General features: G+C 59.3%; 22 protein-coding genes. 11 read left to right on the top strand and 11 right to left on the bottom strand.

Features of this window, described 5'->3' with window-relative positions; all coding sequences use genetic code 11:
- Positions 1-10 precede the first annotated feature (10 nt).
- The 6 genes from Q1A32_RS22885 (at position 11) to Q1A32_RS22860 (ending at position 9,031) form a co-directional block, all read left to right on the top strand.
- Complete coding sequence (locus Q1A32_RS22885) at positions 11-1,039, top strand: proline/glycine betaine ABC transporter permease (protein WP_299658103.1); 1,029 nt, start codon at positions 11-13, stop codon at positions 1,037-1,039.
- A gap of 10 nt (positions 1,040-1,049) precedes the next feature.
- A complete protein-coding gene (locus tag Q1A32_RS22880; protein WP_299658101.1) occupies positions 1,050-2,099 on the top strand; it encodes a glycine betaine/L-proline ABC transporter ATP-binding protein in 1,050 nt (349 codons plus the stop codon).
- Positions 2,100-2,121: 22 nt separating this feature from the next.
- A complete protein-coding gene (locus Q1A32_RS22875; RefSeq protein WP_299658099.1) occupies positions 2,122-2,334 on the top strand; it encodes a 4-oxalocrotonate tautomerase family protein in 213 nt (70 codons plus the stop codon).
- Positions 2,335-2,520: 186 nt separating this feature from the next.
- The gene (locus Q1A32_RS22870) at positions 2,521-3,564 is read left to right on the top strand and encodes a glutathione S-transferase C-terminal domain-containing protein (RefSeq protein WP_299658097.1); all 1,044 of its coding nucleotides are present in this window, start codon (positions 2,521-2,523) and stop codon (positions 3,562-3,564) included.
- A gap of 393 nt (positions 3,565-3,957) precedes the next feature.
- Positions 3,958-7,164 carry a glycosyl hydrolase family 28-related protein gene (locus Q1A32_RS22865; RefSeq protein WP_299658095.1) on the top strand — a complete coding sequence of 1,069 codons (3,207 nt, stop codon included), beginning with the start codon at positions 3,958-3,960 and terminating at the stop codon, positions 7,162-7,164.
- 262 nt (positions 7,165-7,426) lie between these two features.
- Positions 7,427-9,031 (top strand): right-handed parallel beta-helix repeat-containing protein, encoded by a 1,605-nt coding sequence (locus Q1A32_RS22860; protein WP_299658093.1) that lies wholly within the window; start codon positions 7,427-7,429, stop codon positions 9,029-9,031.
- Between the two features lie 197 nt (positions 9,032-9,228).
- Here the strand turns inward: Q1A32_RS22860 and Q1A32_RS22855 are convergent, their stop codons facing one another.
- The 11 genes from Q1A32_RS22855 to Q1A32_RS22805 all read right to left on the bottom strand — a co-directional run bounded on the left by Q1A32_RS22855 (position 9,229) and on the right by Q1A32_RS22805 (position 21,639).
- Positions 9,229-9,582, bottom strand: a complete 354-nt coding sequence (locus Q1A32_RS22855) for a type II toxin-antitoxin system RelE/ParE family toxin (protein WP_299658091.1) — start codon at positions 9,580-9,582, stop codon at positions 9,229-9,231.
- Positions 9,566-9,835, bottom strand: a complete 270-nt coding sequence (locus Q1A32_RS22850) for a type II toxin-antitoxin system ParD family antitoxin (protein WP_299616113.1) — start codon at positions 9,833-9,835, stop codon at positions 9,566-9,568. The genes Q1A32_RS22855 and Q1A32_RS22850 overlap by 17 nt, the downstream gene beginning before the upstream one ends.
- 62 nt (positions 9,836-9,897) lie before the next feature.
- A complete protein-coding gene (locus Q1A32_RS22845) occupies positions 9,898-11,307 on the bottom strand; it encodes a PolC-type DNA polymerase III (RefSeq protein WP_299658089.1) in 1,410 nt (469 codons plus the stop codon).
- 1 nt (position 11,308) lies between these two features.
- Positions 11,309-11,827 (bottom strand): hypothetical protein, encoded by a 519-nt coding sequence (locus Q1A32_RS22840; RefSeq protein ID WP_299658087.1) that lies wholly within the window; start codon positions 11,825-11,827, stop codon positions 11,309-11,311.
- A gap of 3 nt (positions 11,828-11,830) precedes the next feature.
- The gene (locus Q1A32_RS22835) at positions 11,831-13,234 is read right to left on the bottom strand and encodes a DUF294 nucleotidyltransferase-like domain-containing protein (protein ID WP_299658085.1); all 1,404 of its coding nucleotides are present in this window, start codon (positions 13,232-13,234) and stop codon (positions 11,831-11,833) included.
- Between the two features lie 68 nt (positions 13,235-13,302).
- Positions 13,303-15,087, bottom strand: a complete 1,785-nt coding sequence (locus Q1A32_RS22830; RefSeq protein ID WP_299658083.1) for a sodium:solute symporter family protein — start codon at positions 15,085-15,087, stop codon at positions 13,303-13,305.
- A gap of 5 nt (positions 15,088-15,092) precedes the next feature.
- A complete protein-coding gene (locus Q1A32_RS22825) occupies positions 15,093-15,377 on the bottom strand; it encodes a DUF4212 domain-containing protein (RefSeq protein WP_299616103.1) in 285 nt (94 codons plus the stop codon).
- 266 nt (positions 15,378-15,643) lie between these two features.
- Positions 15,644-16,330 (bottom strand): adenylate kinase, encoded by a 687-nt coding sequence (locus tag Q1A32_RS22820; protein WP_299658081.1) that lies wholly within the window; start codon positions 16,328-16,330, stop codon positions 15,644-15,646.
- Positions 16,330-18,303 carry an acetate--CoA ligase gene (gene acs / locus Q1A32_RS22815; RefSeq protein ID WP_299658080.1) on the bottom strand — a complete coding sequence of 658 codons (1,974 nt, stop codon included), beginning with the start codon at positions 18,301-18,303 and terminating at the stop codon, positions 16,330-16,332. The genes Q1A32_RS22820 and acs overlap by 1 nt, the downstream gene beginning before the upstream one ends.
- Positions 18,304-18,672: 369 nt before the next feature.
- Entirely contained in the window at positions 18,673-20,613 is a 1,941-nt protein-coding gene (locus Q1A32_RS22810; protein WP_299658079.1) for a cache domain-containing protein, read from the bottom strand.
- Positions 20,614-20,622: 9 nt separating this feature from the next.
- Positions 20,623-21,639, bottom strand: coding sequence for a replication initiation protein (locus Q1A32_RS22805; protein WP_299658077.1), 1,017 nt, complete (start codon positions 21,637-21,639; stop codon positions 20,623-20,625).
- Between the two features lie 616 nt (positions 21,640-22,255).
- Between Q1A32_RS22805 and Q1A32_RS22800 the strand changes: the two genes are divergently transcribed.
- From Q1A32_RS22800 to Q1A32_RS22780, 5 genes are all read left to right on the top strand, one after another.
- On the top strand, positions 22,256-23,461 hold the full coding sequence (locus Q1A32_RS22800) for an AAA family ATPase (RefSeq protein WP_299658075.1): 1,206 nt from the start codon (positions 22,256-22,258) through the stop codon (positions 23,459-23,461).
- Positions 23,458-24,447: a ParB/RepB/Spo0J family partition protein gene (locus Q1A32_RS22795; protein WP_299658073.1), complete on the top strand. Its 990-nt coding sequence runs from the start codon at positions 23,458-23,460 to the stop codon at positions 24,445-24,447. The genes Q1A32_RS22800 and Q1A32_RS22795 overlap by 4 nt, the downstream gene beginning before the upstream one ends.
- 202 nt (positions 24,448-24,649) lie before the next feature.
- Positions 24,650-25,354, top strand: coding sequence for an ABC transporter permease (locus tag Q1A32_RS22790; RefSeq protein ID WP_299658183.1), 705 nt, complete (start codon positions 24,650-24,652; stop codon positions 25,352-25,354).
- Complete coding sequence (locus Q1A32_RS22785; protein WP_299658181.1) at positions 25,354-26,064, top strand: ATP-binding cassette domain-containing protein; 711 nt, start codon at positions 25,354-25,356, stop codon at positions 26,062-26,064. The genes Q1A32_RS22790 and Q1A32_RS22785 overlap by 1 nt, the downstream gene beginning before the upstream one ends.
- A complete protein-coding gene (locus tag Q1A32_RS22780; protein ID WP_299658071.1) occupies positions 26,061-26,864 on the top strand; it encodes a substrate-binding domain-containing protein in 804 nt (267 codons plus the stop codon). Before Q1A32_RS22785 ends, Q1A32_RS22780 begins: the two co-directional genes overlap by 4 nt.
- The last annotated feature ends 135 nt before the right edge of the window (positions 26,865-26,999 follow it).

Below are 26,999 nucleotides of genomic sequence, written 5' to 3'. Positions count from 1 at the left end.
AGGGTTGGGTGTGTCCGTATACGATCGCTTGGTTGAGACTTTGGGCCTTGGTGGCTGGTGTGGTGAAGACGAAGGCGGCGGCCTGATCTCACTGAACCAATTGACGGCCAGAAACACCGGCGTGGAAACCGAAGGTGAGGCGTTTCCTTTCCCATCCATGGATGTCCTGCACGATGCCTGCGCCAAGATCCCTCAGGCCCGCGATCTGACCACCGGGCTGGAAAACGGCTTTCTGAACGTCAAAGACGAGCTCAAGATCGTTCTGGATCCGTTGACCCAACCGCTGAGCTGGATGTTGGACGGATCGTTGACCCTGTTTTCGGCCATGCCGTGGTGGCTGCTGCTGCCTCTGCTGATCGGGTGCGCGTACTGGGTGTCCCGATCCCTGCGCGTCACAATCTTTGTTGCCCTGTCCTTTTTCTTTTTGGGTTTCATCGACCATCTCGAACCGGCGATCCAAACCCTGTCCATCGTGTTTGTCTGCACGTTCATCAGTGTGCTGCTGGGTGTCCCCATAGGAATCCTGATGTCCAAAAGCGATGCCGTGCAGCGGATATCCTTGCCGATTCTGGACTTGCTGCAGACATTGCCGTCGTTCGTTTACCTGATCCCCCTGATCTTCCTGTTCAGCGTCACAGAGCCGAAACTGTACGGGATCGCCATTATTCTCTATGCGATTGTGCCGATCATCCGATTGACGGATCTCGGCATCCGCCTCGTGGACCGCAGTGTGATCGAAGCCGCAGACGCCTACGGGCTAAGCAGCAAGCAAAAGCTGTTCGGCATCCAATTGCCGCTTGCATTGCCGAACATCATGGCCGGGCTGAACCAGACCATCATGATGTCGCTGGCTATGGTGGTGATTGCATCGCTTGTCTCCGCTCCGGGCCTTGGTGTTCTGGTGCTGCGTGGCATCCGTAATCTGGAACTGGGCGTGGGTCTGGTCGCCGGTCTTGGGATCGTCCTGTTGGCCGTCATTCTGGATCGCACGAGCAAAGCCGCCCTCGACCGCATCAACACCGGTCGCGCGCAGCAATAGGGGGCTTGTCATGTCCAAGAACGCCAAGATCGAAGTCTCGGGCCTGTACAAGGTGTTCGGCGCAAAGCCTGCGGCGGCACTTGAACATGTCTATGCCGGTGCAAGCAAAACGCAGCTTTTGGCGGATCATGGGCATGTTCTGGGGCTGCAGGACATCAACATAAAGATGAACGAGGGCGACATTACCGTCGTCATGGGCTTGTCGGGGTCAGGAAAGTCTACGCTGATCCGCCACATCAATTACCTTATCGAACCAACGGCCGGGTCCATTGTCATCGACGGCAAGGACATCACCAAAATGGAAGCAGCGGGCATACGCCGGATGCGTCAGTCCAAAATGTCGATGGTGTTTCAGAACTTCGCGCTACTGCCGCACAGAACCGTTTTGCAGAATGCCGCGCTTGCGCCCATATCCCGCGGTGATGACAAGGCCGAAAGCCTTGAAAAGGCGCTCTATTGGCTCAACCGTGTGGGGTTGGCTGGGATCGAGGACCAATACCCGTATCAGCTGTCAGGCGGCATGCAGCAAAGGGTCGGCATTGCGCGCGCGCTGACATCGGATTCCGACATCATGTTGATGGACGAAGCCTTTTCCGCGCTCGATCCCCTGATCCGCACTGATATGCAGGGCCTGCTTTTGGAACTTCAGGCGGAACTGCGGAAGACCGTGGTGTTCATCACCCATGATCTGGACGAGGCACTGCGGCTCGCAGATCATCTTGTGATCCTGAAGGATGGGGCCGTCGTTCAACAGGGCGAACCCCAGCACATTCTTCTACATCCCGCCGACGCCTACATCGAAGAGTTCGTGAACGACATCAACCGCGCGCGGGTTTTGCGCGCCCGGTCGGTCATGTCGCCGCCCGATGCAGGATATGACAGGATCAAGGGGACCGTGGATCATCAGGCGACGCTCGAGTCAGTGATCGCCATGTCGCATGGCGACACGACCATCAAGTTCCGCGTTCAGAAAGAAGGCGAGGATGTCGGCGTGCTTGATATGAAGGACTTGGTGCGGGCCCTCGTTCCGAAACAAGCCAACGACGCCAACCACCCCTAGGATCACTGCAAAAGGACAAGCCATGCCCCTCGTGAAAATCGAATTGTTCGAAGGCCGGACGCAGGCACAGAAAAAGGCCATTGCCGAAGGGATTGCAGAAGTCTTCCACGACGTGCTTGGCAGTCATCCCGAACACAATTGGATCATCTTTCAAGACCGCGCACGGAGCGATTGGTTTACCGGCGGGAACAGCCAGACCGAGATAGACGAAAGCCGCAAGTCCGCAGACACATAGGCAGTATGTCCACATCACGCCCTTCCAGCCGTTCAAGCACTTGTCGCCCCCGACAGGACGGTTACTAAGTACTCCTTGATACGTCAAAATACTTGAGGGCCGCATCTGATCCACGAACGAGGGCTGACCGCGGCGGTTATCCTGCATCACGGCACACGCGATTGATCAGGACGCAAGGAGAAGTTTGTGACCGATCAGACCGATGCCTCGACACAGGAAGATCAGGCGAATGCGGCACAGCGTCGTCAAAAGGGTGAGTTTGTGCGCGGTGTCAGCCGGTTTCGTAATGTGATCGGGGACACGCCGGACTTCCCGGCAGAGCCGAGTCGGTACCACCTTCATGTCGCACTGAATTGCCCTTGGTGCCACCGTGTGACGTTGGCCCGGGGCATTCTTGGATTGCAGACCTCGATCTCGATGGACGTGGCATTCCCGAACCGGACCGATGACACCGATCCGGCAGGGGCAAATTTCTGGCATTTCACCCCCGACCGCATTTCACCGCTGACTGGTGCGCCGTTGCCGGAATGCACCGAAGAGACGGCAAGCGGCAGCGGATATCGTCTGGCCAAAGACCTCTATGCTGCCGAAGGGTCCGAGGAACGGTCGGTGCCGATCCTGTATGACAAGAAGACAAAGCGCATCGTATCAAACGAAAGCGCCGAGATTGTGCGGATGCTGGGCGCGCATGCCAACGCCCTTGGCAGCACTCTGGCCCCGGACCTTTTGCTGGACATGTACCCAGCAGACGACACCGCTGCGGACTTGCGGCGTGACATCGATGAGTTGAACGAATTTATCTACGTGAACATCAACAACGGGTCCTACAAGGCCGGGTTTTCCAGCGACCAAAGCGTCTATGACGCGGCCTTTGCCAACTACTTTTCCGCGCTTGCAACGCTGGAGCAGCGACTGGCCGATGGCCGGCCCTTTCTGACCGGCGATCGTTTCACCGAAGCCGACCTGCGTTTGTTCCCGACACTCTACCGACATGATCCCGTGTATTATGTGCGGATGAAACTGAACGGGGGGCGCATTCTCGACTATCCCCATCTGTGGCGATGGTTGTGCCGGGTCTATGGGCTGGACGGCGTGGCAGACAGCGGGTCATTGATCCATTGCCGTCAGGGGTATTTTGGGCGGAGCTGGAACAATGTCGTGCCGCTTGGACCGGTCAAGCCAATGACATACCCGGAGGCCTATCGGCATCCAGCACTGGCCCGCGATTGATCGGAATTCCATGACACGGCTAGGCCAGAAGGAAGTTCGCGGTCCTGTCAAAGCCATCTGCGCCCGATTGCAATGAACAAATTTAAGGCTGTTGGCCTCCATGTCGGCGCCTCAGGGCGTCACAGAAAACGCTGATGTCCGCCAATACGTCAGCGCATGGAACCCCGGGCATGTTCTATTTGGCAGATTTTCGCCCGCATTTCACAGCGGGCTTTTGCCCTTAATACTCTGTAATTCGCCGCCGGTTTTGTGCATCGAAACGAGCTATACGTCCCATTCCCTTCGGCGGTTTTTCGCATTCATGCGAAACGTGAAAACCACTGGCAAACGAACCTCCTAATGTCGCCGAGTCGGACGGCAAGTGTCTGACGCAGTGCACAAAAGGACAGATACATGCCGACACCGACGCCAAGCCAAACACCGCTGAACAATGACCCCTTGCCAACAGATCCCATGCCCGGAAACGATAGAATACTGGGCGATGATACGGATGAGATCTTGCGCGGCTATGGCGGCAATGACCGGATCGAAGGGCGCGGCGGTGATGACACACTGCAAGGCGACGACGGCAACGACCGGTTGTTCGGAAATGACGGGGCTGATGCCCTTCTGGGCGGGGCCGGTGACGACAGCCTTTACGTGGACAGTGAGGATACGCTGATTGATGGCGGAGACGGGTTGGATCGCGTCATCGTCAAAAGCACGGTCGGCATTGTCCTCAACCAGTTCGACACCAGCGTGGAGTGGGCGACGGGCGGTGTTGGAAACGACGCGTTCGATGCCAGTGGTCTGAGGGTCAGCACAAACCAGGACGGCAACGCAGGTGATGACATCCTGACCGGAGGGGACGGAAACGACAGGCAACGCGGCGGGGCTGACAATGACCTGCTCGTTGGGGGTGCGGGCGATGACAAACAGTACGGTGGGTCGGGTGATGACATACTTGAGGGTGGCGCGGGCAGCGACAACCTGCGCGGTGACGGAGGCAACGACAGTCTGAACGGTTGCGATGGGCGCGATCAGTTGCGCGGTGGCAGCGGCGATGACAGCCTGAGCGGTGGGGCAGGCAACGACCGCCTTGATGGCGGCGATGGCGATGACCGGCTGGATGGTGGCACCGGGCGCAACGTGTTGGACGGCGGGGCCGGTGCCGACCTGTTTGTGTTTGGCCCTGATCCGGTATCGGGCGACGTGCGCGATTTCGAACTGGGTGTCGATCTGGTGATGTTCGAGGGCACTGGCGCCGACTTCGAAGACTTGACCCTGACCGACACGCGGCGCGGCGTGCGCGTGACACTGGACGAGGCTGAGGTTCTTCTGCGCAACGTAACTGCCGATGAACTGGATGCAGGAGACTTTGTTTTTGAAGGGGATGCGACCTCGGATTATCCGTTCCCGGTGGACTTCGGCGTGATCAACGTCGCCGACTTCGGGATCATTGCAGACGATGGGATCGACGACACCGCCGCCATTCAGGAGTTGCTCGACACCTTCCAGACCCGTGTGACCTACTATTTCGAGGACGGCGTTTATGACATTTCGGACACGCTGATGCCGCCCAACGGGGTTGGCGTGCCGGTGCCCAACTTCATCACCATCCAGGGCGAAAGCGAGGATGGCACAATCTTCAAACTGGCGGACGGGCTGGATCATCAGGGCGCGATCCTTGATTTCGGCGCAGGTGTGGCGCAGGGCTTCAACAACCGTGTGCTCGACATGACCTTTGACATCGGCACGGGCAACACGGCGGCCACCGGCCTGTCCTTCAACGGCAACAACCAGTCCACCATCAGCGATGTGACCATCCGGTCGGGCGAAGGCGGAGCCATTGGGCTTGACGTGAACAACGGCGAAACCGGCCCCACCCTGATCGAGGATGTCACCATCGAAGGGTTCGAAATCGGCATCGACAATCGCAATCAGGGCAACAGCATCACGCTTGAGAACGTCACGCTGGTTGGACAGGACGTTGGCATTCACAACGGGCGGGCCGACGCGTTCTTTGGACGCGAGATTGACTATACCGGGCCCGGCATTGGTGTCGTCAACGCCGACAATTCATCTCGTGCGGTGATCGTGGACAGCACGTTCACCTCCACCGCCGAGGCGGGGGATCAGGCCGCCATCCTGAACACGCGGTTTCTGTATGCCGAGAATATCGAGACCAACGGCTTTGCACAGGCCATCGACGCGCAGACCTTGCAGAATGTGGGCAATGGCGATGTGAATGGCGATGTCGTCGACGAGTATATCGGCATCGGTATCAGCGGCCCGCGCCGTGGTGGCGCATCGAGCCTGTTTGAAAGCCCGGACACACGGATCGGGTTGGAGTTCGAGGACACGCCTGAACCACCGCTTGATCCTGATCTGTCCAACTGGGCCAGCCTTCTGGATTTCGGCGGGGTGGAGGGGCAGGATGCCTCCGCCGCGTTGCAGGCGGCCATCGATTCAGGGGCCACAACCATATACATCCCGCCCGCCGAAGGGCGCTGGCAATTCGAAGAAGAGATCCTTGTGCGGGGCAATGTCGAACGCATCATCGGATCGGATGCCGGTCGCCTTGAGGGCGGCGCGCAGTTCCGCATCGTTGATGGCACCGCCGACACCGTGATCATCGAAGGCGTCAGCGCTGTATTCACCGGATCTCAAACGCAGTTCCTGCATGACAGCGACCGTACCCTTGTGCTGCGGGATCTATCGGCAGCCAGCTATGACGCGGTGGCAGAGACAGATCAGGGCGATGTATTTTTTGCCAATTTCGTTGGGGGCCCGATCAACCTGCATGACCAGAACGCCTATGGCCGCCACATCAACATTGAAGGCGACAATGCCGAGCGTGGGATCGAGGCCAAGATCGTTAACGACGGCGCGAACTTCCTCGCCCTCGGGATCAAGACCGAAGACGAAGGCACCGTTCTGAAGACCATCAACGGCGGTGTCAGCGAGGTTTTGGGCGCTTGGCACAATGGCCCCTTCGACGGCTCAATCCCGCGCTATGTCACCGAAGATGCCAGCTTGTTCGCGGCCGGCACCACATCGGCCACTGCCGCTTCCGGGTTCAATCTGGCGCAAGAAACGCGTGACGGTGAGACGCGCATCGGTGAGATCAGCATCGACGCCTACAGCGCCTATGACGCGTCGCTGATCGCGGACCGGTTGATCATTGTGGACAATGACGCGGCGACCACCACAGGCGACTTTACCAGCACGGCGGGCATCGGCGGGTTCCTTGGCCTTGATTTCCTTTGGGCCGCGGCAGGATCGGATGCGTCGATCCGGTATGAAGCAGAGGCCGTGACCACAGGGCAATACACCGTGTCGATCCGCAATCTGAATGACGAGGGCAGCACGGCCCTGCGCAACCAAGCAACGGATGTCGATATCACCTTTGGGGCCGGGGAGGATGCGTTTGTCTTTGAAGGATTGAACATGGACGCGACCGAGGATCAGTACACCACCCTTGGCACTGTGGACGTGACCGCAGGCCAAACGCTGTTTGTCGATTTCGGCGCGCAGGAGGCTGACGGCACCATCATTGCCGACGCGGTTCGGTTCGAGCTGATCACAGAGCCGGCGGATTTACTGGACCTGTTTGTCTGACAGGCACCAGACTCAAGGTCGCTGAAACGATCCAGCGGCCATTCAAGCACGGTCCCCGGCCATCGCGCGCCGAGGACCGTTTCGTCGTGCGTAAAGCAACCTGATACAGTCCAATCATATTGGCGATTTCTTGCTATATATCAGCAGGTTATCGCCCCTGCGGCGCGCATCGAAAGATTACGCTGACACCCTTGATGCATGATGTGTCAGGCCGGTGCACGACCACCCCAAAAGCCAACACATCGATGCAAGGAACCCGAACATGGCAGTCTACTATGTGTCTCCGACTGGAACCGATACGAACAGCGGAACCTCTCTGGATCAACCGCTGTCCACCATTGCCGCCGCGCATGAGCTCGTGAACCCCGGCGACACGATCTATCTTCGAGGCGGCACCTACGACCTGCCTCTGGACACGACAACAACCCTCAGCAAAAGCGGGACGGCGGATGCGCCGATCTGGCTGATGGCCTATGAGGACGAGGTGCCCATTCTGGATGGCAGCGCGTGGACCAAGTACGACGACCGCAATTCCAACAGCATCCTGATCACACAGACCGGCGACTACTGGCATGTCGAAGGGTTGGAAATCACCGGCGGCCCTCGGAACGGATATCTGGCGTTCTCGGTTGAGGGCAGCGTGTTCAAGGACCTCAATATCCACCACAACGACAACACAGGGCTTCAGCTCTACGGCGACAACTCGAACAACCTGATCCTGGGCGGCGAATTCCACCACAATTTCGATGCAGCCAACAACGGTCAGGACGCAGACGGCATCGGGATCAAGTTTGGGTCCGGCGAAGGCAATGTGGTCGATGGTGTGCGCATGTACAACAATTCCGACGACGGGATCGACATGTGGGATTTTGACGGATCAGTCACCATTCGCAATTCCGAAGCCTTCGGCCATGGCGTGGACCGGTGGGATCACGGGCCGCTGTTTGAAGGAAATGGAAACGGGTTTAAACTGTCCGGGGGCGACGCATCCTCGGTCACAGAGACACAGCACGTGCTGCACAACAACATTGCCTGGGGCAATACCACCCGCGGGTTCGACTACAACAACAGCGCGGGCAGCTTTGAGGTCTACAACAACACCGCCTATGACAATGGCTATGCAGGTTTCAACTTTGCCAGCGGCACGCATGAGCTGCGCAACAACCTGAGCTTCGACAATGGTGTGAATCAGTTGATCGGGGACTCTGTCGTCGACACCGCCAACAGCTGGTCATCAGATGTCGATGTGACCGCCGATGATTTTGTGAGCCTCGACCCGACAAGCCCCGATTTCCTGCGCCTTGCCGAAGACAGTGATCTGGTGGATGCCGGTGTGCCTGCGGGCACATCCTTCAACGGGTCGGCCCCCGATCTGGGTGCGTTTGAGTTGGGTCCTGACCCCGACCAGACCGGCACGGTTGAGGGGCGCTTTTTCATAGATACGAATGGCAACAACAAATTCGACGAGGGTGATCGCGCCGTGTCCGATCATCGCGTGCAGCTAAGGCGCGATGGGGAAAAGGTTGCTGTGACGCGCACCGATGCCGACGGAAACTATGACTTCCAGGATGTGCTGGCACAGGACGGGTATCGCATCAGGTTCTTCCAGGAAGATGTCGATTTGGAGTTCTCCAATCAGAGAAATCAATACGTCGGCAATGCAGGGAACCTCAATAGCGCCAAGTTGACGGTAGAGGCCGGGGAAACCGCCTTGCAAGACGGCTTCTTTCTTGACTGGGCGGAGGCGTGTGTGATGCCCGATGCATCACGCAATGCCTTGCAAGGGCAAGTCGAACACCCCGAAATCGACACCAGCGGCGGATACGACATCTTTCAGGACATGGAGGCCGCAGACTTCATCATGTGAGGATATGCGCAAAGCACATGAACCGGACGCCCGCGCTCAATGAGCAAAGGTATTCCCAACGACTGGTCGGTCGCTGTTGCGCCGATCCGTCGTTACCTGTCCTTGCGGGCGTGACGAAGCGTGTGCAGAAGGTCCCAATGTCTCGCCAGCTATCGAAAGTAATATTTTTCACATAAGACAGATTACAAGTACATTCCTCATCGACCCAGAATCCGGCGCAGGATATGCCGTTTGTGATCCTGCCCGCGGAAAAACACGGCGAGAACCCGCAGTTCCGCCCGCGCCTCGTCCGCTATGAAATAGAAAACCGCATTGTCCTTTGTCACGTGGCGCAATCCGTCCAAAATGTGCGGCATAAGCGTGCCTTGGAATGGAACCTCTCCGAGACCGGCCAAACTATCCTCGATCCCTCGCACCCGTACTGCAGCGCGGTTCAGCGCATCCTCGACGGGATCGCCAAGATCGCAATAGGATTGGAACAGATGGTCGAAAATCGCCTCGATATCCGCATCGCAAGCACTGCTGCGGAAGACATTATATCCCTTGGGCACGCGCTTTGGCCGCAATCATGTCTTCGGTCCGGCGGCGACCTTCATCCGCAGCAACAAAGCGTCCATTTGCGCGCTCGGTAAAGAACGCTTGCAACGCGGCCAACTCTGCCGCCTCCCGCTCCTCCTCGGACCGAACCAGCTCAAGTCCGCGCTGCACCACGGCACTGATGCTCGAATACTGCCCGTCTGCCACCAGTTGGCGGGCAAACTCATCTTGCCGATCAGTGATGGAAATAGAGGCTTTGACAGACATGACCGACTCCAATTGCTACTCAGTAGTATATGGAGATGAACCCACAAGGCGCAAGAGGCGCGTCAATTCAGGTCTTGCAGCAGCCGGCCATGCTTTTTGCTCTCGGCAATCGCATCTGAAAGCGTTCCCAGCCCTTTTCCCTCAAGCAGAGGGATCAGTTTGACAAGCGCCTGTGCCGTCACCTGCGCATCACCAAGCGCGGTGTGCCGCAACGCGGGTGGGATCGTGATGCTCAACCGATCACAGAGCGCATCCAACGTGTGTTCCTCGGTGGTGCCGAACACGATGGCCGACAACAGGACCGTGTCCAAAACCGGATGATCCCAGGAGATATCGTTTTGCCCTTCAACCCGGCGCAGAAAGGCGATGTCGAAGGGTGCATTGTGCGCCACCAAAACAGCGTCACGACAAAAGCCATGCAGGTCCTGTGCAACAGTCCCAAAATCGGGGGCCCCTTTCACGTTGTCGTCACTGACTTGGTGCACCGCAGTTGACGCCGGAGGGATTGGGCGACCCGGATCGACAAAGGTGTTGATCACTTCACCCTCAACGATACGCCCGTTCAGGACCCGCACCGCACCCAATTGCACAACGTCATCCGTCTGGGTCGACAGGCCCGTCGTTTCGGAATCAAACGCGACGAAGCACAGTTCGGACAGTGGCGTCGCATGCAGGTCAGTCACTACGCCTGCATTCAGCAAATCAAAATCGTAGACAAGCGGGCGCGGCTCATGGGGCATCAAATCAACGTCGGGTATGTCGATCAGCAGCATGAAGCCTGCATCTTCCAAGGGCTTGAGGCGGGCGGAAAATACCTGCTCCGCTTTCTTGTCGCGCAATTCAAAGGCCACCTCGGCCCCAGTCCTGTTCAGTTCTGACTTTGCTCGGCCCAGATCAGCGGCATAGAAGTAGTCGATCAACGGCGCTTTCAGCCTCGGCGGCGCAATCCCCGACAACACCTGCGCCGCCTGCCCGTCATACAGTACAATGCACAAGTGATCGTTCACCATGATCGTGGCCACCGGAATCTCGGTCAAAAGAGCGGTCAGCCGTTCCGCCTCGGATTGCAGCTGCGCCGTCTTGCGGGCCACCTCCGATGCTGCGTCGACAACACCAGAACTGAGGGTCGTAGACACCGCCTGTGCCGCGTGGGCGAGGTCGCCCAGATAGCGCGCGGTATTGGTGTTCAATTCCGCTTCCACGCCCGAATGCGCGCGCAAACGCAGATCGGCAGCAAGGGCGTTGATGGGCTTGGCAACGTTCTCGTCAAACAGCAGCCAGACCACCAGCGCCAGCCCTGTATTGAGGAACGCAAACATGACAAAAGCGGTGATGAAAGGCCCGCCGGGCAATGCCGTCTCTGCCCGCGACCACCCGAACCACAGCGCCCCCGCCGCCAGCGCCGCCCCAGCTGCCGCCACAAGGCAGAAGAACAGGAAAATGCGCAGGCGCAGGGGCAGATGGGTCAACATGTCAGGTCTCGCACACCATGGTCAGAATGGGGTCGTCATTGGGCACATTTTGCCAATCGGCATCGCTGATGGAGCCGTCGGCGGCGAACTCTGCCCCGTCGACCAGTACGGCAGAGCGCGCTCCGGCGCAGTCCATCAGCATGGGCAACTGGTTCACGGGTGCCCACCGTCCGAAGAAATACAGGTCCACCAAACGCTGATCTGGCTGCGCGTCGTTCCGGCGCAGCGTCGCGACATCCACCGCCACAAACCGCTTGGTATAGGGACGCAACTGGGTCCACGGGCGCAGCCAGCTTTGCTCGTCCACGGTCATCGCAATCACAACGCCCTCGGGCAGCCGTTCGGCGGTGCGCCCGAACCACGTGTATTCGTTCGAGATGGTCATGCCGATCATCCCCGCCCCTGCCGCAACAGGCATCAGCCACTTGGGCAAGCGTTTGCCCGTCAGCATGTTCAACACCATGACGATGCCAGCACAGCCGATCCCGGCAAAGATGGTCGCGATCAATTCAACAAACATGGCCTATCCCAATGCTCCCTTGCCCGAGCCTATGGCCGATTGCATGGTTTTGACGACAACAAACGCATCGCGCAAATGGCTGCGCTCAAACCCAGAAAGCGTCGCAGGCAACAAATCATTGTCCGGCCCCTGCCCCACCCGTATCTGGCGGGCCTGGTGCCGCAACCGTGTGGTTGCGATCAGGTCATAAGCGTCCAACAGGTCGGCCCCGCCCGTCTTGGACAAGGCCCCCGTCGCAATCGCTGCTTCGATGCGGGCGCGCGTGTTGACCGGCAACACCTGCCCCTGCAACGCATATAACCGCCCCAGATCGACCACAGGCACAACGCCGTTGTGCTTCATGTCCAGCGGTCCGCGCGGCAGGCGGTTGAACACTCCAAGGGGCGGCGCGTGCTTCAGTGAATTGGCCGTCATATGCGCCACAAAGATCGAATTACGGGCGGCCTTGGCCAGCGTATCGGCCTGCAGATCGGCAAATAGGTCCTCGTCCCCGCCGATGGGTCGCAGATCAAACATGACCGACGCAAGCATCTGCGCCTCTGGGCTGGGCTTCGCAATCCAGCCGTCGAAATAGCCGCGCCACACGCGCAGCGGCTGACACCACCGGGTGTTTGTCGCCATCATGTCACCGGGGCAATAAACATAGCCGCACGCATGCAGACCATCGCTCACGATCTGCGCCAGCTTGGCGAAGTACGGCATGTCGGCATCCGTCACATCATCGGACAGGATCAGGCAATTGTCCTGATCCGAAACACCGGTCTGTTCCTGCCGCCCCTGCGACCCGCAGGCCAACCAGAGGTACGGCACGGGCGGCGCGCCCAGCTCGTCTTCCGCCCGCTTCAACAAACAGCGGGTAACGGTGTCGGCGATATCGGTGATAAGCCGTGTGATCACCTCGTGCCGCGTGCCCGTTCCAACCAATTGCGCCAACAGCGTCGGTATCTCTGCCGTCACGCGCGCCATGGCTGGCACGTCGCTGGCCTCCACCACACGGCGCACCAGATCGGCCGAGGACAGGGCCTGAAACCGGGTCAGATCGGTCTGGGTCACGATGCCCACCAATCGGCCTGCATCCACAATCGGCACATGGCCGATGCGACGTTCCATCATCATGTGCAGCACATCCAGACCCAAGGCGGACGGCGGCAAAGTTGTCCGATCAACGGTCATGACGGCAGACACCGGCCCAGCCGGATCAACGCCATGCGCGATCACCTTGGCATTCATGTCGCGCACCGTGACGAGGCCGCGAAAGCCGTCTGGATCAACCACACAAATGGATGAAATCTGGTGGTCCGCCATCAGCTCAGCCGCGCTTTGAATGGGCGTATCAGGCGAACATGTCACAGGGTCGCGTGTCATCAACTGGCCCACTGGCAAAACGGTCAGATCAGTGGGTGACATCGGAAACCTCAGAGACAAAGAAATGGTCTGCCCACACAAGGCGGGCAGACCGGTCTTTCAGGGACAGATCAGTGGTCTGCCGCTGCGGCACCCGCCCCACGGGGGATGCGCACGCTTTCCACAAGGTCCTTGATCTCTTGCGGGGTTTCCTTGGTCATGCCCGACACCACATAGGCTGTGCCGAAGTTGACCATGGCCCCGATCGCACCGAACGATGTCGACTTGATTGGCCCAAGCAAGGGGTCTGCATCCGTGAACAGGTTGGTGTCAGGGATAAAGAACCAGCCCTTGTGCAGGAAGATATACAGCAAGGTCACGACCAGACCGGCCAGCATGCCCGCCACAGCGCCCACGTTGTTGATGCGGGTCGAGAAGATGCCCATCATCAGCGCAGGGAAGATCGAAGCCGCCGCCAGACCAAAGGCCAACGCCACCGTCTGGGCCGCAAAGCCCGGTGGGTTCAGACCCAGGATCACAGCCACCACAATCGCTGCTGCCATCGAAATTCGGGCTGCCATCAGCTCGGATTTCTCGGACATGTTCGGGGTCAGCTGACCCTTCAGCAAGTCGTGGGACACCGCCGACGAAATCGCCAGAAGCAGACCCGCCGCCGTGGACAGAGCCGCCGCTAGGCCACCCGCCGCCACAAGGCCGATCACCCAGCCCGGAAGGGACGCGATCTCGGGGTTCGCCAGCACAAGGATGTCACGGTTGAACTTGGTCAACTCGTTGCCTTCCCAGCCATTCGCCGCGGCTTTTTCCTGCAACTCGGCATTCGCGTCGTTGTAGTACTGGATCTGGCCGTCGCCGTTCTTGTCTTCCCAATCCAGAAGACCGGTCTTCTGCCACGTCGCCATCCAGCCGTATTCGGGATCGTTTTCGATCGCCTCGACAGTAACAGCAGCGGCTTCCGTCCCATTGGGCCACATCAGCTCAGAGATGTTCAGGCGCGCCATGGCACCCACCGCAGGGGCGGTCAGATAGAGCAGCGCAATGAACACCAACGTCCAACCCGCGGACCAGCGCGCATCAGACACGCGGGGCACGGTGAAGAAACGCATGATGACGTGGGGCAGACCCGCCGTCCCGATCATCAGGGACAGAGTGAAGAGCACCATGTTGATGGTCGACCCATGTGCTGCCGTATACTCGGCAAAGCCCAAGTCAGTGACGATCTGGTCGAGCTTGGCCAGAAGCGGCTCACCACTTTCAACAGACCCAAACAGACCAAGTGCGGGGATCGGATTGCCCGTCAGCTGCAACGAGATGAAGACCGCCGGGATCGTGTAGGCGGTGATCAGAACGCAGTACTGCGCCACTTGGGTATAGGTCACACCCTTCATGCCCCCGAACACGGCATAGGCAAACACCACGCAGGACCCGATCAGCAGACCCCATGTCGTGTCGATCTCAAGAAAGCGACCAAAGGCGATGCCAACACCCTGCATCTGACCGATCACGTAAGTGATGGAGGCCGTCAGCAGACAGATCACAGCCACAAGGCGCGCGGTCTTGGAGTAGAAGCGGTCGCCGATGAACTCAGACACTGTGAACTTGCCGAACTTGCGCAGGTAAGGGGCAAGCAGCAGCGCGAGCAGCACATAGCCACCTGTCCACCCCATCAGGAAGGACGAGTTGTCGTAGCCGGTGAAGGCGATCAGACCCGCCATCGAAATGAACGAGGCCGCCGACATCCAGTCGGCTGCCGTGGCCATCCCGTTGGTGACAGGGTGCACGCCGCGACCGGCGGCGTAGAACTCGCTTGTCGAACCCGCACGGGCCCAGACAGCGATGCCGATATAGAGCGCAAAGGACGCGCCCACAAACAGCAGGTTAAGGGTAAACTGGTCCATCGTTCCTATTCCTCTTCCACGCCGAATTGCTTATCGAGCTTGTTCATCCGCCAGGCGTAGAAAAAGATCAGCGCCAGAAAGACCAGGATCGATCCCTGCTGGGCAAACCAGAAGCCCAGGTCAGTGCCGCCCACGGCAATGCCGCTCAATGCCGGGCGCAGGATGATGCCAAAGCCAAAGGACACAACGGCCCAGATCACCAGCGAAATTAAGATCATGCGGACATTGGCAGCCCAATACCCTTTGTCCTGTTCGGACACTTGAGCGATGTTTGTCGTATCCTCCGACATTACGGCTCCTCCTTTGGTTTCAGTGCGGGGCCGCGCGGGGTCCCGGGGGGTTTTGGTGCCGGGGTGAAGGCCCCGGCCTTTGGTAAATTTCACCCACTCTGGGGGGCCTTGCGGTCGTTTGCGTTGACGCAGATCAAGGCCCCGAAGGTGGGGTTTTACGCGGCCCCGGACACACCGGGACCATCCCGTGCCACGCAAGCCGCGCGGCACGAGCGCGACCACACACACAGTCGCGTTTCACAGGGTCTGTTAAAGGCGTCTGGCGCTCAGGCCGTCGCACCCTTCACCATCCCCGAAAGCTCTGAGGCGATCACATTGATCGACCCCATCGCATCCAGAGATTGCAGCACGCCCTTGCCATCGTAGTAGGCAATCAGCGGTGCCGTTTGTTTGTGATATTCGGTCAGGCGTTGGCCCACCGTTTCGGCATTGTCATCGGCGCGGCGCTTCATATGGCTGCTGCCGCACTTGTCACAGGTGCCCAGAACGGCGGTGGGTTTGTGCACATCGTGATACCCCTCGCCACACCCGCCACAGGTGAAACGGCCAGAGATGCGGGCGACCATCGCGGCGTCATCCACCTCAAGGCTGATGGCGGCATTGATGTGCTGCCCACTGCTTGCCAGCAGATCATCCAGTGCTTCGGCCTGACCTGTCGTCCGCGGAAAGCCGTCCAGAATCACACCATGGGCACAATCATCATCGGCCAGACGGTCCTTGAGGATGGCGATGACAATGTCATCACTCACCAGCCCGCCCGCTTCCATCACGGCCTGGGCCGCTTTGCCGGCCTCTGTTCCGGCGGCAACCGCTGCGCGCAACAGATCACCGGTGGACAGCTGGATGAACCCATGTTCCTCTTCCAGCATCCGCGCCTGTGTGCCCTTGCCTGCCCCCGGAGGGCCAAGCAGGATAAAGACGGGCGCTGTGGCAGTCACTTGTGTTCCATCCATCAGTCATCACTCCGGTTCATGCGGTTCTCGATCAGGTCGTCCACAACGGACGGATCGGCCAAGGTCGAAGTGTCACCCAGCGCGCCAAAATCGTCTTCTGCAATTTTGCGAAGGATGCGGCGCATGATCTTGCCCGAACGGGTTTTAGGCAGGCCGGGGGCCCATTGGATCAGGTCGGGCTTGGCAATCGGGCCAATCTCGGTCCGGACCCACACTTCCAGCTCTTTGCGCAGCTCATCGCTGGGCTCTTCGCCGTTCATCAAAGTGACATAGGCATAGATGCCCTGCCCTTTCACCTCGTGCGGGTATCCAACGACGGCGCTTTCCGCGACCTTGGCATGGGCGACCAGCGCGCTTTCCACTTCGGCTGTACCCATCCGATGGCCTGACACGTTGATCACGTCATCGACGCGGCCCGTGATCCAGTAATCGCCATCGTCATCGCGGCGGCAGCCATCGCCCGAGAAATAGTAGCCTTTGTAATCCCCGAAATAGGTTTTCTCGAACCGCTCATGGTCGCCCCATACGGTGCGCATCTGACCGGGCCAGCTGTCCGCGATGCACAAGACACCCTCGACACTATTGCCCTCAATCTCCACCCCGCTTTGTGGGTCCAGAACGACAGGCTGCACACCAAAGAATGGCTGTTGGGCCGATCCCGGTTTCAGATCCGTGGCACCGGGCAGCGGGGTCAGCATGTGACCGCCGGTCTCGGTCTGCCAGAACGTGTCTACGATGGGGCAATTCCCCTTGCCAACAACCTCGTGATACCAGGTCCACGCTTCCGGGTTGATCGGCTCACCCACCGAGCCCAGCAGGCGCAGCGACGACAGGTCGTACTTTTCGACCCACTCGTTCCCGGCCCCCATCAAGGCGCGGATGGCCGTGGGCGCGGTGTAGAACTGCGTGACCTTGTGGCGCTCGCACACGTCCCAGAAGCGACCCGCATCGGGGAAGGTTGGCACACCTTCGAACATGATGGTCGTCGCCCCATTGGCGAGCGGACCATAGACGATATAGCTGTGGCCCGTGACCCAGCCGACGTCCGCCGTACACCAGAACACATCACCTTCGTGATAGTCGAATACATACTGATGGGTCATCGCCGCGTAGGTCAGATAACCACCCGACGTGTGCACAACACCTTTGGGCTGACCAGTGGAGCCCGAAGTATAAAGGATGAACAGCGGATCTTCGGCGCTCATCTCTGCGGGCGCGGAATAGTCCGACGCTTCCAGCGCCATCTCGTTGTAGTCATAGTCGCGGTCGGTCCAGGTTGTCTGGCCTCCGGTCCGCTTGACCACCAGACATTTCACGCTGTCCTTGCAGTGCAGCAGGGCCGCGTCCGTGTTCGACTTCAACGGCGTCGCACGGCCGCCCCGAGGGGCGTGGTCGGCGGTGATCACCACCTTGGCGTCACACCCATTGACCCGCGCGCCCAGTGCATCGGGCGAGAACCCGGCAAAGACGATGGAATGGATGGCGCCGATGCGGGCACAGGCCAGCATCGCATAAGCGGCTTCCGGGATCATGGGGAGGTAAATGACGACCCGGTCGCCTTTGCGAACCCCCAACTCTTCGAGGATGTTTGCCATTTTGCAAACAGAGCTATGGAGGTCGCGATACGTAATGTGTTTGGGGGCATCCGTGGACGTATCATCAGGTTCCCAGATGATCGCCGTCTGGTCGCCGCGCGTCTCAAGATGCCGGTCGATGCAGTTGGCCGCCACGTTCAGCGTGCCATCTTCATACCAGCGAATGTCGATATTGCCCGGTTCAAACGAAGTGTTCTTGACCGATGTATAAGGCTTGATCCAGTCCAGCCGCTTGCCCTGTTCACCCCAGAACGCTTCGGGGTCGGCCACGGACGCGGCATACATCTTGGCATAGCCGTCGGCGTCCAGATGGGCGCGGGCTTTGGTCTCTTCGGATGGTGGGAACGTGGCCGAATTCGGCGTCTTTTGAATATTCATGTGTCTCCTCCGGTATGGGTCCTGTGCCGCTCTGCATCGGCTTGCTGACCCGGGGCGTGCATCACTCGCCTGTTGAGGAGGACCATACACGGTTTTGTAAAATTACGCTTTGGATGCTGGTCTTGCTCGATTTTTTTGTAAATTTTTGTTCTTCCGTTGGGGCATTTTTGTAAATCACTTTATTTTCGTCTCATTTTTCCCATGTTTTTCTGCACCGTAGCATTTTCCATTCACGGTAGAACGGTATCCGTTTGCATACTGTTAGCGGACAACACGTGCGGGGTGCCCCGTGTGACAAATTGTCAACCAACGGTGACGTATTGGGCGTCTACCCAGAATCACGGATGAAATTGGTGGCTGAGTCGCGGGTCAGGCGGTGCGCGATACTGGCGGGTCTTCCTGCTCGGCGGCGGGCAGCCAGATCTCGAAACACGCGCCATCTGCGGCGCGGTTGCGTGCGCGGATCAACCCCCCTGCCCCCTGGATCAAGGTTTGCGAGATCGACAGGCCCAGCCCGGTCCCCTCGGCCTGTTTGGTGGTGTAGAACGGCGCAAATACATCGTCGATCCGATCCGGTGCGATCCCCGGACCTGTGTCCAGCACGGTGACGCACACGCCCGGCACCCCGTCCCGCTCCAGATCTTCTGTCTTCAGCTTCAGCACGCCGCGCGGTCCCATCGCCTGCACCGCATTCAGGATCAGGTTGATCAGCACCTGCTGCAACTCGCCGGGGTCAATGCGCACTTCGTTCAGCGCCTCCAGTTCCGTTTCAACCTGAATATCCGACTGCGCCACCACATGGTTCACCAGCACCAGACAATCCGTGATCACCGGACCCAGCGGCACCGTCCGTTCGAGATCTGCAAATTCGCCGGGCCGGGCAAACTGCAAGAGCTTGCCCACGATGGTCTGGATGCGCCCGATCTGGCGGTCCACCAGTCCCAACTCGGTTTGGATCGCGTCCCCCTGATCCCCAAGGCTCTCGCGGATCACGTCCATATTGCCCTGAATGACGGCGACAGGGTTGTTGATCTCATGCGCAACACCCGCCGTAATTTCGCCGATAGAGGCGAGCTTTTCGCTCATCACCAATTGCCGAAACGTCTCTTCCAGCTTTTCGTTTGCCTGCTGCAGTTCCGCGGTGCGCTGCGCCACGCGCACATTCAGTTCCTCATCCCGCTCCTGCACCTGATCCAGCAGATCATCGAGGTGCCCTGCCACTTCGCCAATCTCACCGGTGCCCCCCTCGGCCCCGTTGCGCGCCGACAGATTGCCGCGCTGCACCAGAAACATGGTGTGGGTCATCCGCTCAAGCGGGGAAAAGATGCCCTTGGCCACAAGCAGGAACACCGGCGCAGACAGCAGCAGCACAGCAAGGAATGCCCCAAGGATGGCAAGGAACGCGTTGCGCTTGGCAACCGTAAACGGCCCTTCCAGAAAGCCGACATAAAGCATGCCGACATACTTCCCAAAGCTGTCGGTCAGCGGCAGATAACCCGAGATGTACCAATCGTTCACCACAAAGGCCCGGTCGAGCCACGTCCGACCCTCACCCAGCACCTTGCCGCGCACCGCCGCCGACACACGGGTGCCAAGGGCGCGCACATCTTCGAACAGGCGCACATTGGTGGACACCCGCACATCTTCCAGAAAAAGCGTTGCCGTCCCCTGCCGTGACCCGCCGGCAGCCCCCTCCTGATAGACCAGCGCGTTGATCGTATCGATGAAGCCCAGATTGCGGTTCAGCAGAATGCCCCCGACCAGCACCCCATCGCGGCCCGGCAAAGTCACGGGGATCGCCGAATGAATGACCATGCCGCGATCCTCGACCTCTCGATCCGTGGGCACCGCCGCTTCGGTTTCGATCAGCGGCAGAAGCGCCCGCACAGCAAGGTCAGGCGATATCGCCGCAAGCGCGTCGCCCGAGAAGATATCGATCTCCGTCCTCCCCTGCCCCGCCGCTGCACTCTGAATCACAGGCCACGTGTCCGTTACAGCACCGCGCGGCACGTAGTACATGAAGTCCAATTCGAGGGCGGCGCGCTTGTCTTCAAAGAACGCGTCGAACCCGGCAGGCGCCGTCTGCGCAAATTCGACCGACCCGGCCACGGCCTGCAAATCATCCCCCGTTTCGACCATCAGGCGCGAGAGGTATTGCTCCGCGATCCGCAGATCGCTTTCCACATTCGCAATCAGAACCTCGTCATAATCGGCCGTCCACCGCGTCATGCCCAGAAACAGCAGCAGCGGCATCAGCACGACCATCGGCGCAAGGGCCAGGATCAACAGACGGAAACGGACGGAGTTCATGGGACCACGCTAGCGCAGCGGGTTGTTTTCCGCAAAGCTGCGAAAGAAAGCGAGATAAGCACGGTCCGCATCCCGCGGCGGTTCTTTCCCCGCGGCCCAGGCGCGCCACTCTTTTTCGACGTGGTAAATGTCATAGCCCGGATGACGCAGCCGCGCGGTCTCGTAGGTTTCGGTACGCAGCGCAGGGCCGCTGGCCTCCAACCACGCCGGCCGGGGTTTGAGGTCTTCGGTGGTGTTCGTCATCCGCGCCTTGCGCCCGACCTTCGAGAATGACAACTCCCGCTCCGTCTCCGCCGTCCCTGCCCCGTCCTTGCGCCACCATTTCAACTCGATATGCGTCACCCGGCGGCCCGTCTTCACCGGCTCGATCTCGACCACATAATCCGACAGCATGTTCACCTCGGCCACCGCCGGTTCAATCGCCCGCAGCTTCAGGTTCGACCAAGATGTCAGCTTGCCCTTGGGCACCCCCAGCACACCGCGCAGATCGTCCAGCGCAAACTTTTCGGACGACCGATAGCGCAGGTTCCCCCGCTTCTGAATCATCTCGTAGAGGGTCAGCGCATATTTTGAACTCAGCGCAAACATCACCTCACGTTGCAGGCGTGCAAACACGGTCGAATCCTTGATGATCTTGCGCAGCCGCTGCGGGATCTCGTATTCCAGCACCCCGTCTCGCCGCGTCGTCTCTATGTTACCGCCCAGAAGCTGCACGCGTTCGATGGCATCCTCACCCTCATGCGTGACCTTCACCTTGACGATGGCCGACATCAGCCGCTCAACGGACTCGCCCACCCTGTCATTGGAATTATGCGACCCGCGCAAATCGGATTTGGAAATCACATGCGTGACCGGCTTCTCAATCGCGTCCCACGCATTCTCCAGTAATTGGTTGTAGATACGCCGGTCCGCCAGCGTCAGCGGTGTAACCTCGACCAGATCCACCAACTCGCCCGGCTTCACCAGGCTTTGCGCATTTGGCCGGGCGTCAATGGTCCGGTAGGATTGGGTTGGGCGATCTGCCATGCTGCTCTTCTCTTACCTCTGACGGGCAATGTGACGTAAGAATAACGGCGCGGGACCTGTGCGTCTACTAAAACGGAGGCACCCAATTTGTAAGGTTAAAGGAACGGGAGGGAATCAGGGCGTCGTCCAAGTGATTCGAATAACACCCAAAAATCAAAGGGCTGAGTCGAGACAGAGACTCACCCAAAACGTAAGGATTGAAGCCCACCCGATACGTAAGTTTAGCCGCCCCTGGACGTAGGCGTAGCGGTCCCGAGACGTAAGCGAAGCAGCCCCAAGATGTAAGCCAAACCACCTCTTTCTCTATGAAATTCAGTGCTTTGCCGCATGGGAACAAAGAACACTATGAAATAGGAATAGGAGGGTGTTTTTGTTTGGATTTTTTAAGGTGTTAATGGCAATCGACCACTCGACTGACCCCAGCCCATACAAAACGGGTTCTGTCGCATGCAAACTGCGCTAGACTTCCAGACAGGCAGCAATGGCGACCCAATTTCCGCCAATTGACGACACACCCTCAAATTTCCGCTTTTTTCGTGTCTCCCCTCGAAAGTTTACACTTGAGGCGGACGCCTGCACCCGTCATGATTCGGCGCAAAGCCCCCATAAGAGGTCCATGATGGAGCAGTCCGCCCTTCCCCCCGTCTCCCTTGAGGAGCTGGACAAGCTTGCCACCCGCGCCTCGACCGTGATCGACCGGCTGCGCGACAGGCTCTATGCACCCGGGGCTCAGAAGACGCTCGACCTGCGCTTTAACGTGAAGCGCGCCGCCGATATGGTGGGCCGCAGTGACAAACTGATCCGCGATGCCGAAGCGGACGGGCGGCTGCCGATGCCGGAAAAAGACCCTAACACAGGGCGACGCACTGGCTATTCACTGGCAGACGTCAACCGGATGCGGCAGGTGTTCGGCACCCTGCCCCACCGCGCCGACAGCGATCCGGCGATGGTTCTGGCCATCCAGAACTTCAAAGGCGGCGTCGGCAAATCCACAATGGTCTGCCACTTTGCCCAACATCTCGCCCTGCAAGGCTACCGCGTCTGCGTCGTGGATTGCGACAGCCAGGCCAGCACCACGTCCGTCTTTGGCCTGAACCCAGACGTGGATGTCGACGAGGAGGAAGATACGCTTTACCCCTTCTTCCGTCACGGCGGGCCACAGGACCTCAGCTACGCCCTGCGCGCCACCTACTGGCCCAATATCGCGCTGATCCCCGCGAACCTCGGTCTCTATGACGCCGAATACGAATTTGCCGCCCGCATGGCGCGCGAACAGGTGTTCGTCCTCGATCGACTTCGCATCGGGTTGGAGACCATAAAAGACCGCTTCGACGTCATCCTGCTCGACCCGCCCCCTGCCCTTGGGATGTTGTCCCTTTCGGTGCTGCGCGCGGCGGACGCGTTGGTGATCCCTGCCCCGCCCAACAACATTGATTTCGGCTCTACTGCGCACTTTTTGAAGATGCTGGGTGCCACGCTCAATGAGCTCGCCCGCCACGGGGGTACGCGCGATTATGCTTTCGTTAAGATCCTCGCCACCAAAATGAACGACTCGAAATCGGCGCATATGGCGATCAAACGAATGATGGACGCGGTCTTTCCCCTCGACATGTTGCAATCGGTGCTCAAGGACAGCGCCGAGATCGACAATGCCGCGGCGAACCTATCCACCGTGTACGAGCTGACTGGCCCGGCCACCCGGACCGAGACGCACAAACGCTGCCGCGCCTATCTGGATGCCGTGAATCGCGAGATCGAAGTGCTGATCCGCAAGACATGGCCAAGCCATCACGCGCGCTTACGCAAGGAGGGACTGCTATGACCCGCAAACACGACGCGATATTTGACGATGTTCTGAGCGATCTGGAGGCCGCACCCGATGCCTCCGACCGCGCCGGTGCCCGGTTTTTGAAACGGACCACCGCAATAAGTGACCGTTTGGCCGGAGAAGTCGAAGAAAAGACCCTGCGCTGGATCGACCCCGCCCGCTGCCGCATGTGGGAGCGGCACAATCGTGACTATGCGCTGCTGACCGAAGACAATTGCCGCGACCTGATCGATGGGATTCGCAGTCAGGGGCAGCAGGAATTTCCGGCCATTGTGCGGCCCGTCGATGACGAAGATTATGACTTCGAAGTGATCTGCGGCGCCCGTCGTCATTTCGCCGTATCGTGGCTGCGAGCCAACAACTACACCCAGTTCAAATACCTGGTCGAAGCGCGGCAGATGTCGGACGAGGAAGCGTTCAGGCTTGCGGATATCGAGAACCGGGACCGCGAGGATATCTCGGATTATGAGCGCGCTTTGGATTATGCGGATGCGGTCGCGCGCTACTATGGCGGCAAACAAAAGGCGATGGCAGAGCGTTTGGAGGTCAGCCAGCCGTGGCTGTCGCGTTACTTGCAACTGGCGAAACTGCCGCAAGCGATTGTCGAAGCCTTTCCCAACATCCGCGAAATCCGTGAGCGCAACGCGCGTGAGTTGAAGCCGCTTTTGTCGCAAGCCGACACATCCCGGGCCGTGCTGGAAGAAGCCAATGCAATCTGTCGAGAGCAGGCGCGGGCCAAGGCGGGGCGTGGGTCTTTTGTCGATGCAGCGACCGTGATGCGACGGTTGACGCGGGCGGGCAAACCCGTGCAGCCCAAGGCTCAACCCGAAGGCCAGATCTTTCGTCGCAGCATTCATGACAAGGGGATCGCCGTTGTCCAGAAGGGCCGGAAAGTGCAGATCGAGTTCGAAGCAGGCATGACCAAAGCGCAGCTTGCAGGCGCGTTTGATGCCTATCTGAAAGCCGAATTCGACACTTGATTTCGCATAATTGCCCATGGGCAATTCCGTTCCTGCCCGCGGAAATTGCCCGCGGGCAATTTTTTCTCAACGGACAACCTGACCCGATAAACATCCGCACGGCGCATCGTCAGAGACAGACTGGCACCAAGTCACAACAGGGCTGGTATCCCCCCGCAAAACCGTCCAATTTCAGGAAAAACAAATAACGGGAGGATCGGCCATCGTCGATCTGTGGGAGGGTCTGCGCCACGCCTTTTGGCTGGTTGTCACGTTCGATGCCGAACTGGCAGAGATCGCGCTGCGCTCGCTCCGCGTCACCCTCACGGCGTTGATCATTGCCTGTCTGATCGCCCTGCCCCTCGCAGCCCTTCTGGCTGTCCGCCGTTTCCGCTGGCGTCGTGCGACCATTGCCATGTTGAATGCTTTGATGGGTTTGCCGCCGGTCGTCGTCGGCCTCATTGTGTACATCTTCCTGTCGCGCTCCGGCCCCTTCGGCGCTTTGGGTCTGCTGTTCACACCCACGGCCATGATCATCGCGCAGGTGATCATCATCGTGCCCCTCATCGCCTCCATCGCGCACCAGTCGCTGCGCGAGCTTTGGGCGGAATACCACGACCTTCTGATCTCAATGAATGTGACGCAGATGCAAAAGATGCGCACGCTCCTGTGGGATGCGCGCCGGGCGCTTCTGACGGCTGCTCTGGCGGGTTTTGGTCGCGGGATCGGAGAGGTTGGCGCGATCATGATTGTTGGCGGCAATATCGACAATGCCACGCGCGTGCTGACCACAGCCATTGCACTCGAAACCGGCAAAGGCGAGTTCGCCTTGGCCCTCGCCCTCGGCTTCATCCTCATCGCGCTGGCGCTTGGCGTGAACCTTCTGATCCATTGGATCGGTCAGACCGAAAGGGACAGCCGATGGTGATGGAATTGTTCCCGCTGACGCTCACGCGGGCCGAAACGTCCCGGCGCGGCAAGCGTCTGGTCGGGCCCGTTGACCTGCATCTTGATGGACAGGGGTTGTGCGTTGTGATGGGGCCGAACGGGGCCGGTAAGACCACACTTCTGCGCCTGATGCACGGCACTGCAAGGCTTACCGGAGGGTCGGTGAAATGGGCCTGTGATACGGATGAGGCGCGCCATCATCAGGCCTTTGTTTTCCAACGGCCCGTTGTTCTGCGGCGCACAGTGGAGGAGAACCTGACCTATCCGTTGCGGTTGCGCGGCGTGGCGCGGAAGGCAGCAAAATCAGCGGCGCACAAGTGGGCGGAACGTGTCGGATTGCAGCCCCACCTGACGCGCCGCGCGATGGTTCTGTCCGGAGGGGAACAGCAGAAACTGGCCATTGCGCGGGCCTTGATCACGGAACCGGCGCTTGTGTTTCTGGACGAGCCCACCGCGTCGCTTGATGGCCGGGCCATGCGCGAGATCGAGGCCATCCTGTTGCAGGCCAAGGCCGATGGCACGCGGTTGATCCTGTCGACACATGACATGGGTCAAGCCCGGCGCATTGCAGATGATGTAGTCTTTATTCTTGGGGGGATGGTTCACGAAACCGGGCCAGCCAAATCCTTCTTTGATGCGCCTCAGACGCCCGAAGCGCGGGCCTTTCTGAAAGGAGATATTGTGGAATGAAACAGGCTCTTACGCTCACACTTTTGGCTTTTGTCGCAGGCGGTGCCGCACATGCAGCAGACCAGATGCGGATGGCTGTGACCACATCCTTTCACAATTCAGGACTGGCGGACGTATTGCTGCCCGAGATCGAAAAGGATCTGGACCTTGAAGTTCAGTTGCTTGTGGTCGGCACCGGGCAGGCGCTCAAGCTCGGACTGGCAGGGGACGTCGACGCGATCCTCGTGCACTCCCGCGCGGCAGAAGAGGCATTTGTATCCGAAGGTTACGGCACGCACCGGCGCGAGATCATGTACAACGATTTCGTCTTCATCGGCCCCGCAAACGACCCGGCGCGGATTGGCACTGCAGAGACGGCGACCACAGCCCTACAGAACATTGCAACATCCGAAGCACCCTTCGTAAGCCGCGGCGACGACAGTGGGACGCACAAAAAGGAACTCAGTCTCTGGTCTGAGGCCGAGATCACCGTGGATACATTCGGGACATGGTACAATGCCGTTGGCGCAGGGATGGGGGCCGCACTGAACACTGCGTCCGGTCTCAATGCTTACGTGTTGGCCGACCGCGCGAGTTGGCTGAACTTTGGTAACAAGGGTGACTTGGCGCTGCTCTTTGCCGGTGATCCGGTTCTGTTCAATCAATATGCCTATCTGCCCGTTAACCCTGCACGGCACAGCCACGTCAAATCAGATCTTGCCGCAAAGCTGGAAGCCTGGCTGACATCCGATCAGGCACAGGCATTGATTGATGGCTACACAATCGACGGTGAGACGTTGTTTGTGTTTAACGCAGAATAGACCCAAACAGGGGCTTTTGGCTTCTTCTGACTGAAAATACCACGGGGGTGCGGGGGCTGGCCCCCGCGTTGGTCGGATTGGCAAAGCCAATTCGAAATCCAGATGTCAGTGACCGTGATCCATATCGCCGTGGAT

The sequence above is a fragment of the uncultured Tateyamaria sp. genome (genome assembly GCF_947503415.1).
Lineage (GTDB): Bacteria > Pseudomonadota > Alphaproteobacteria > Rhodobacterales > Rhodobacteraceae > Tateyamaria.
The sequence above is the reverse complement of the archived record's forward strand: the minus strand, read 5'-3'. Positions and strand labels throughout refer to the sequence as shown.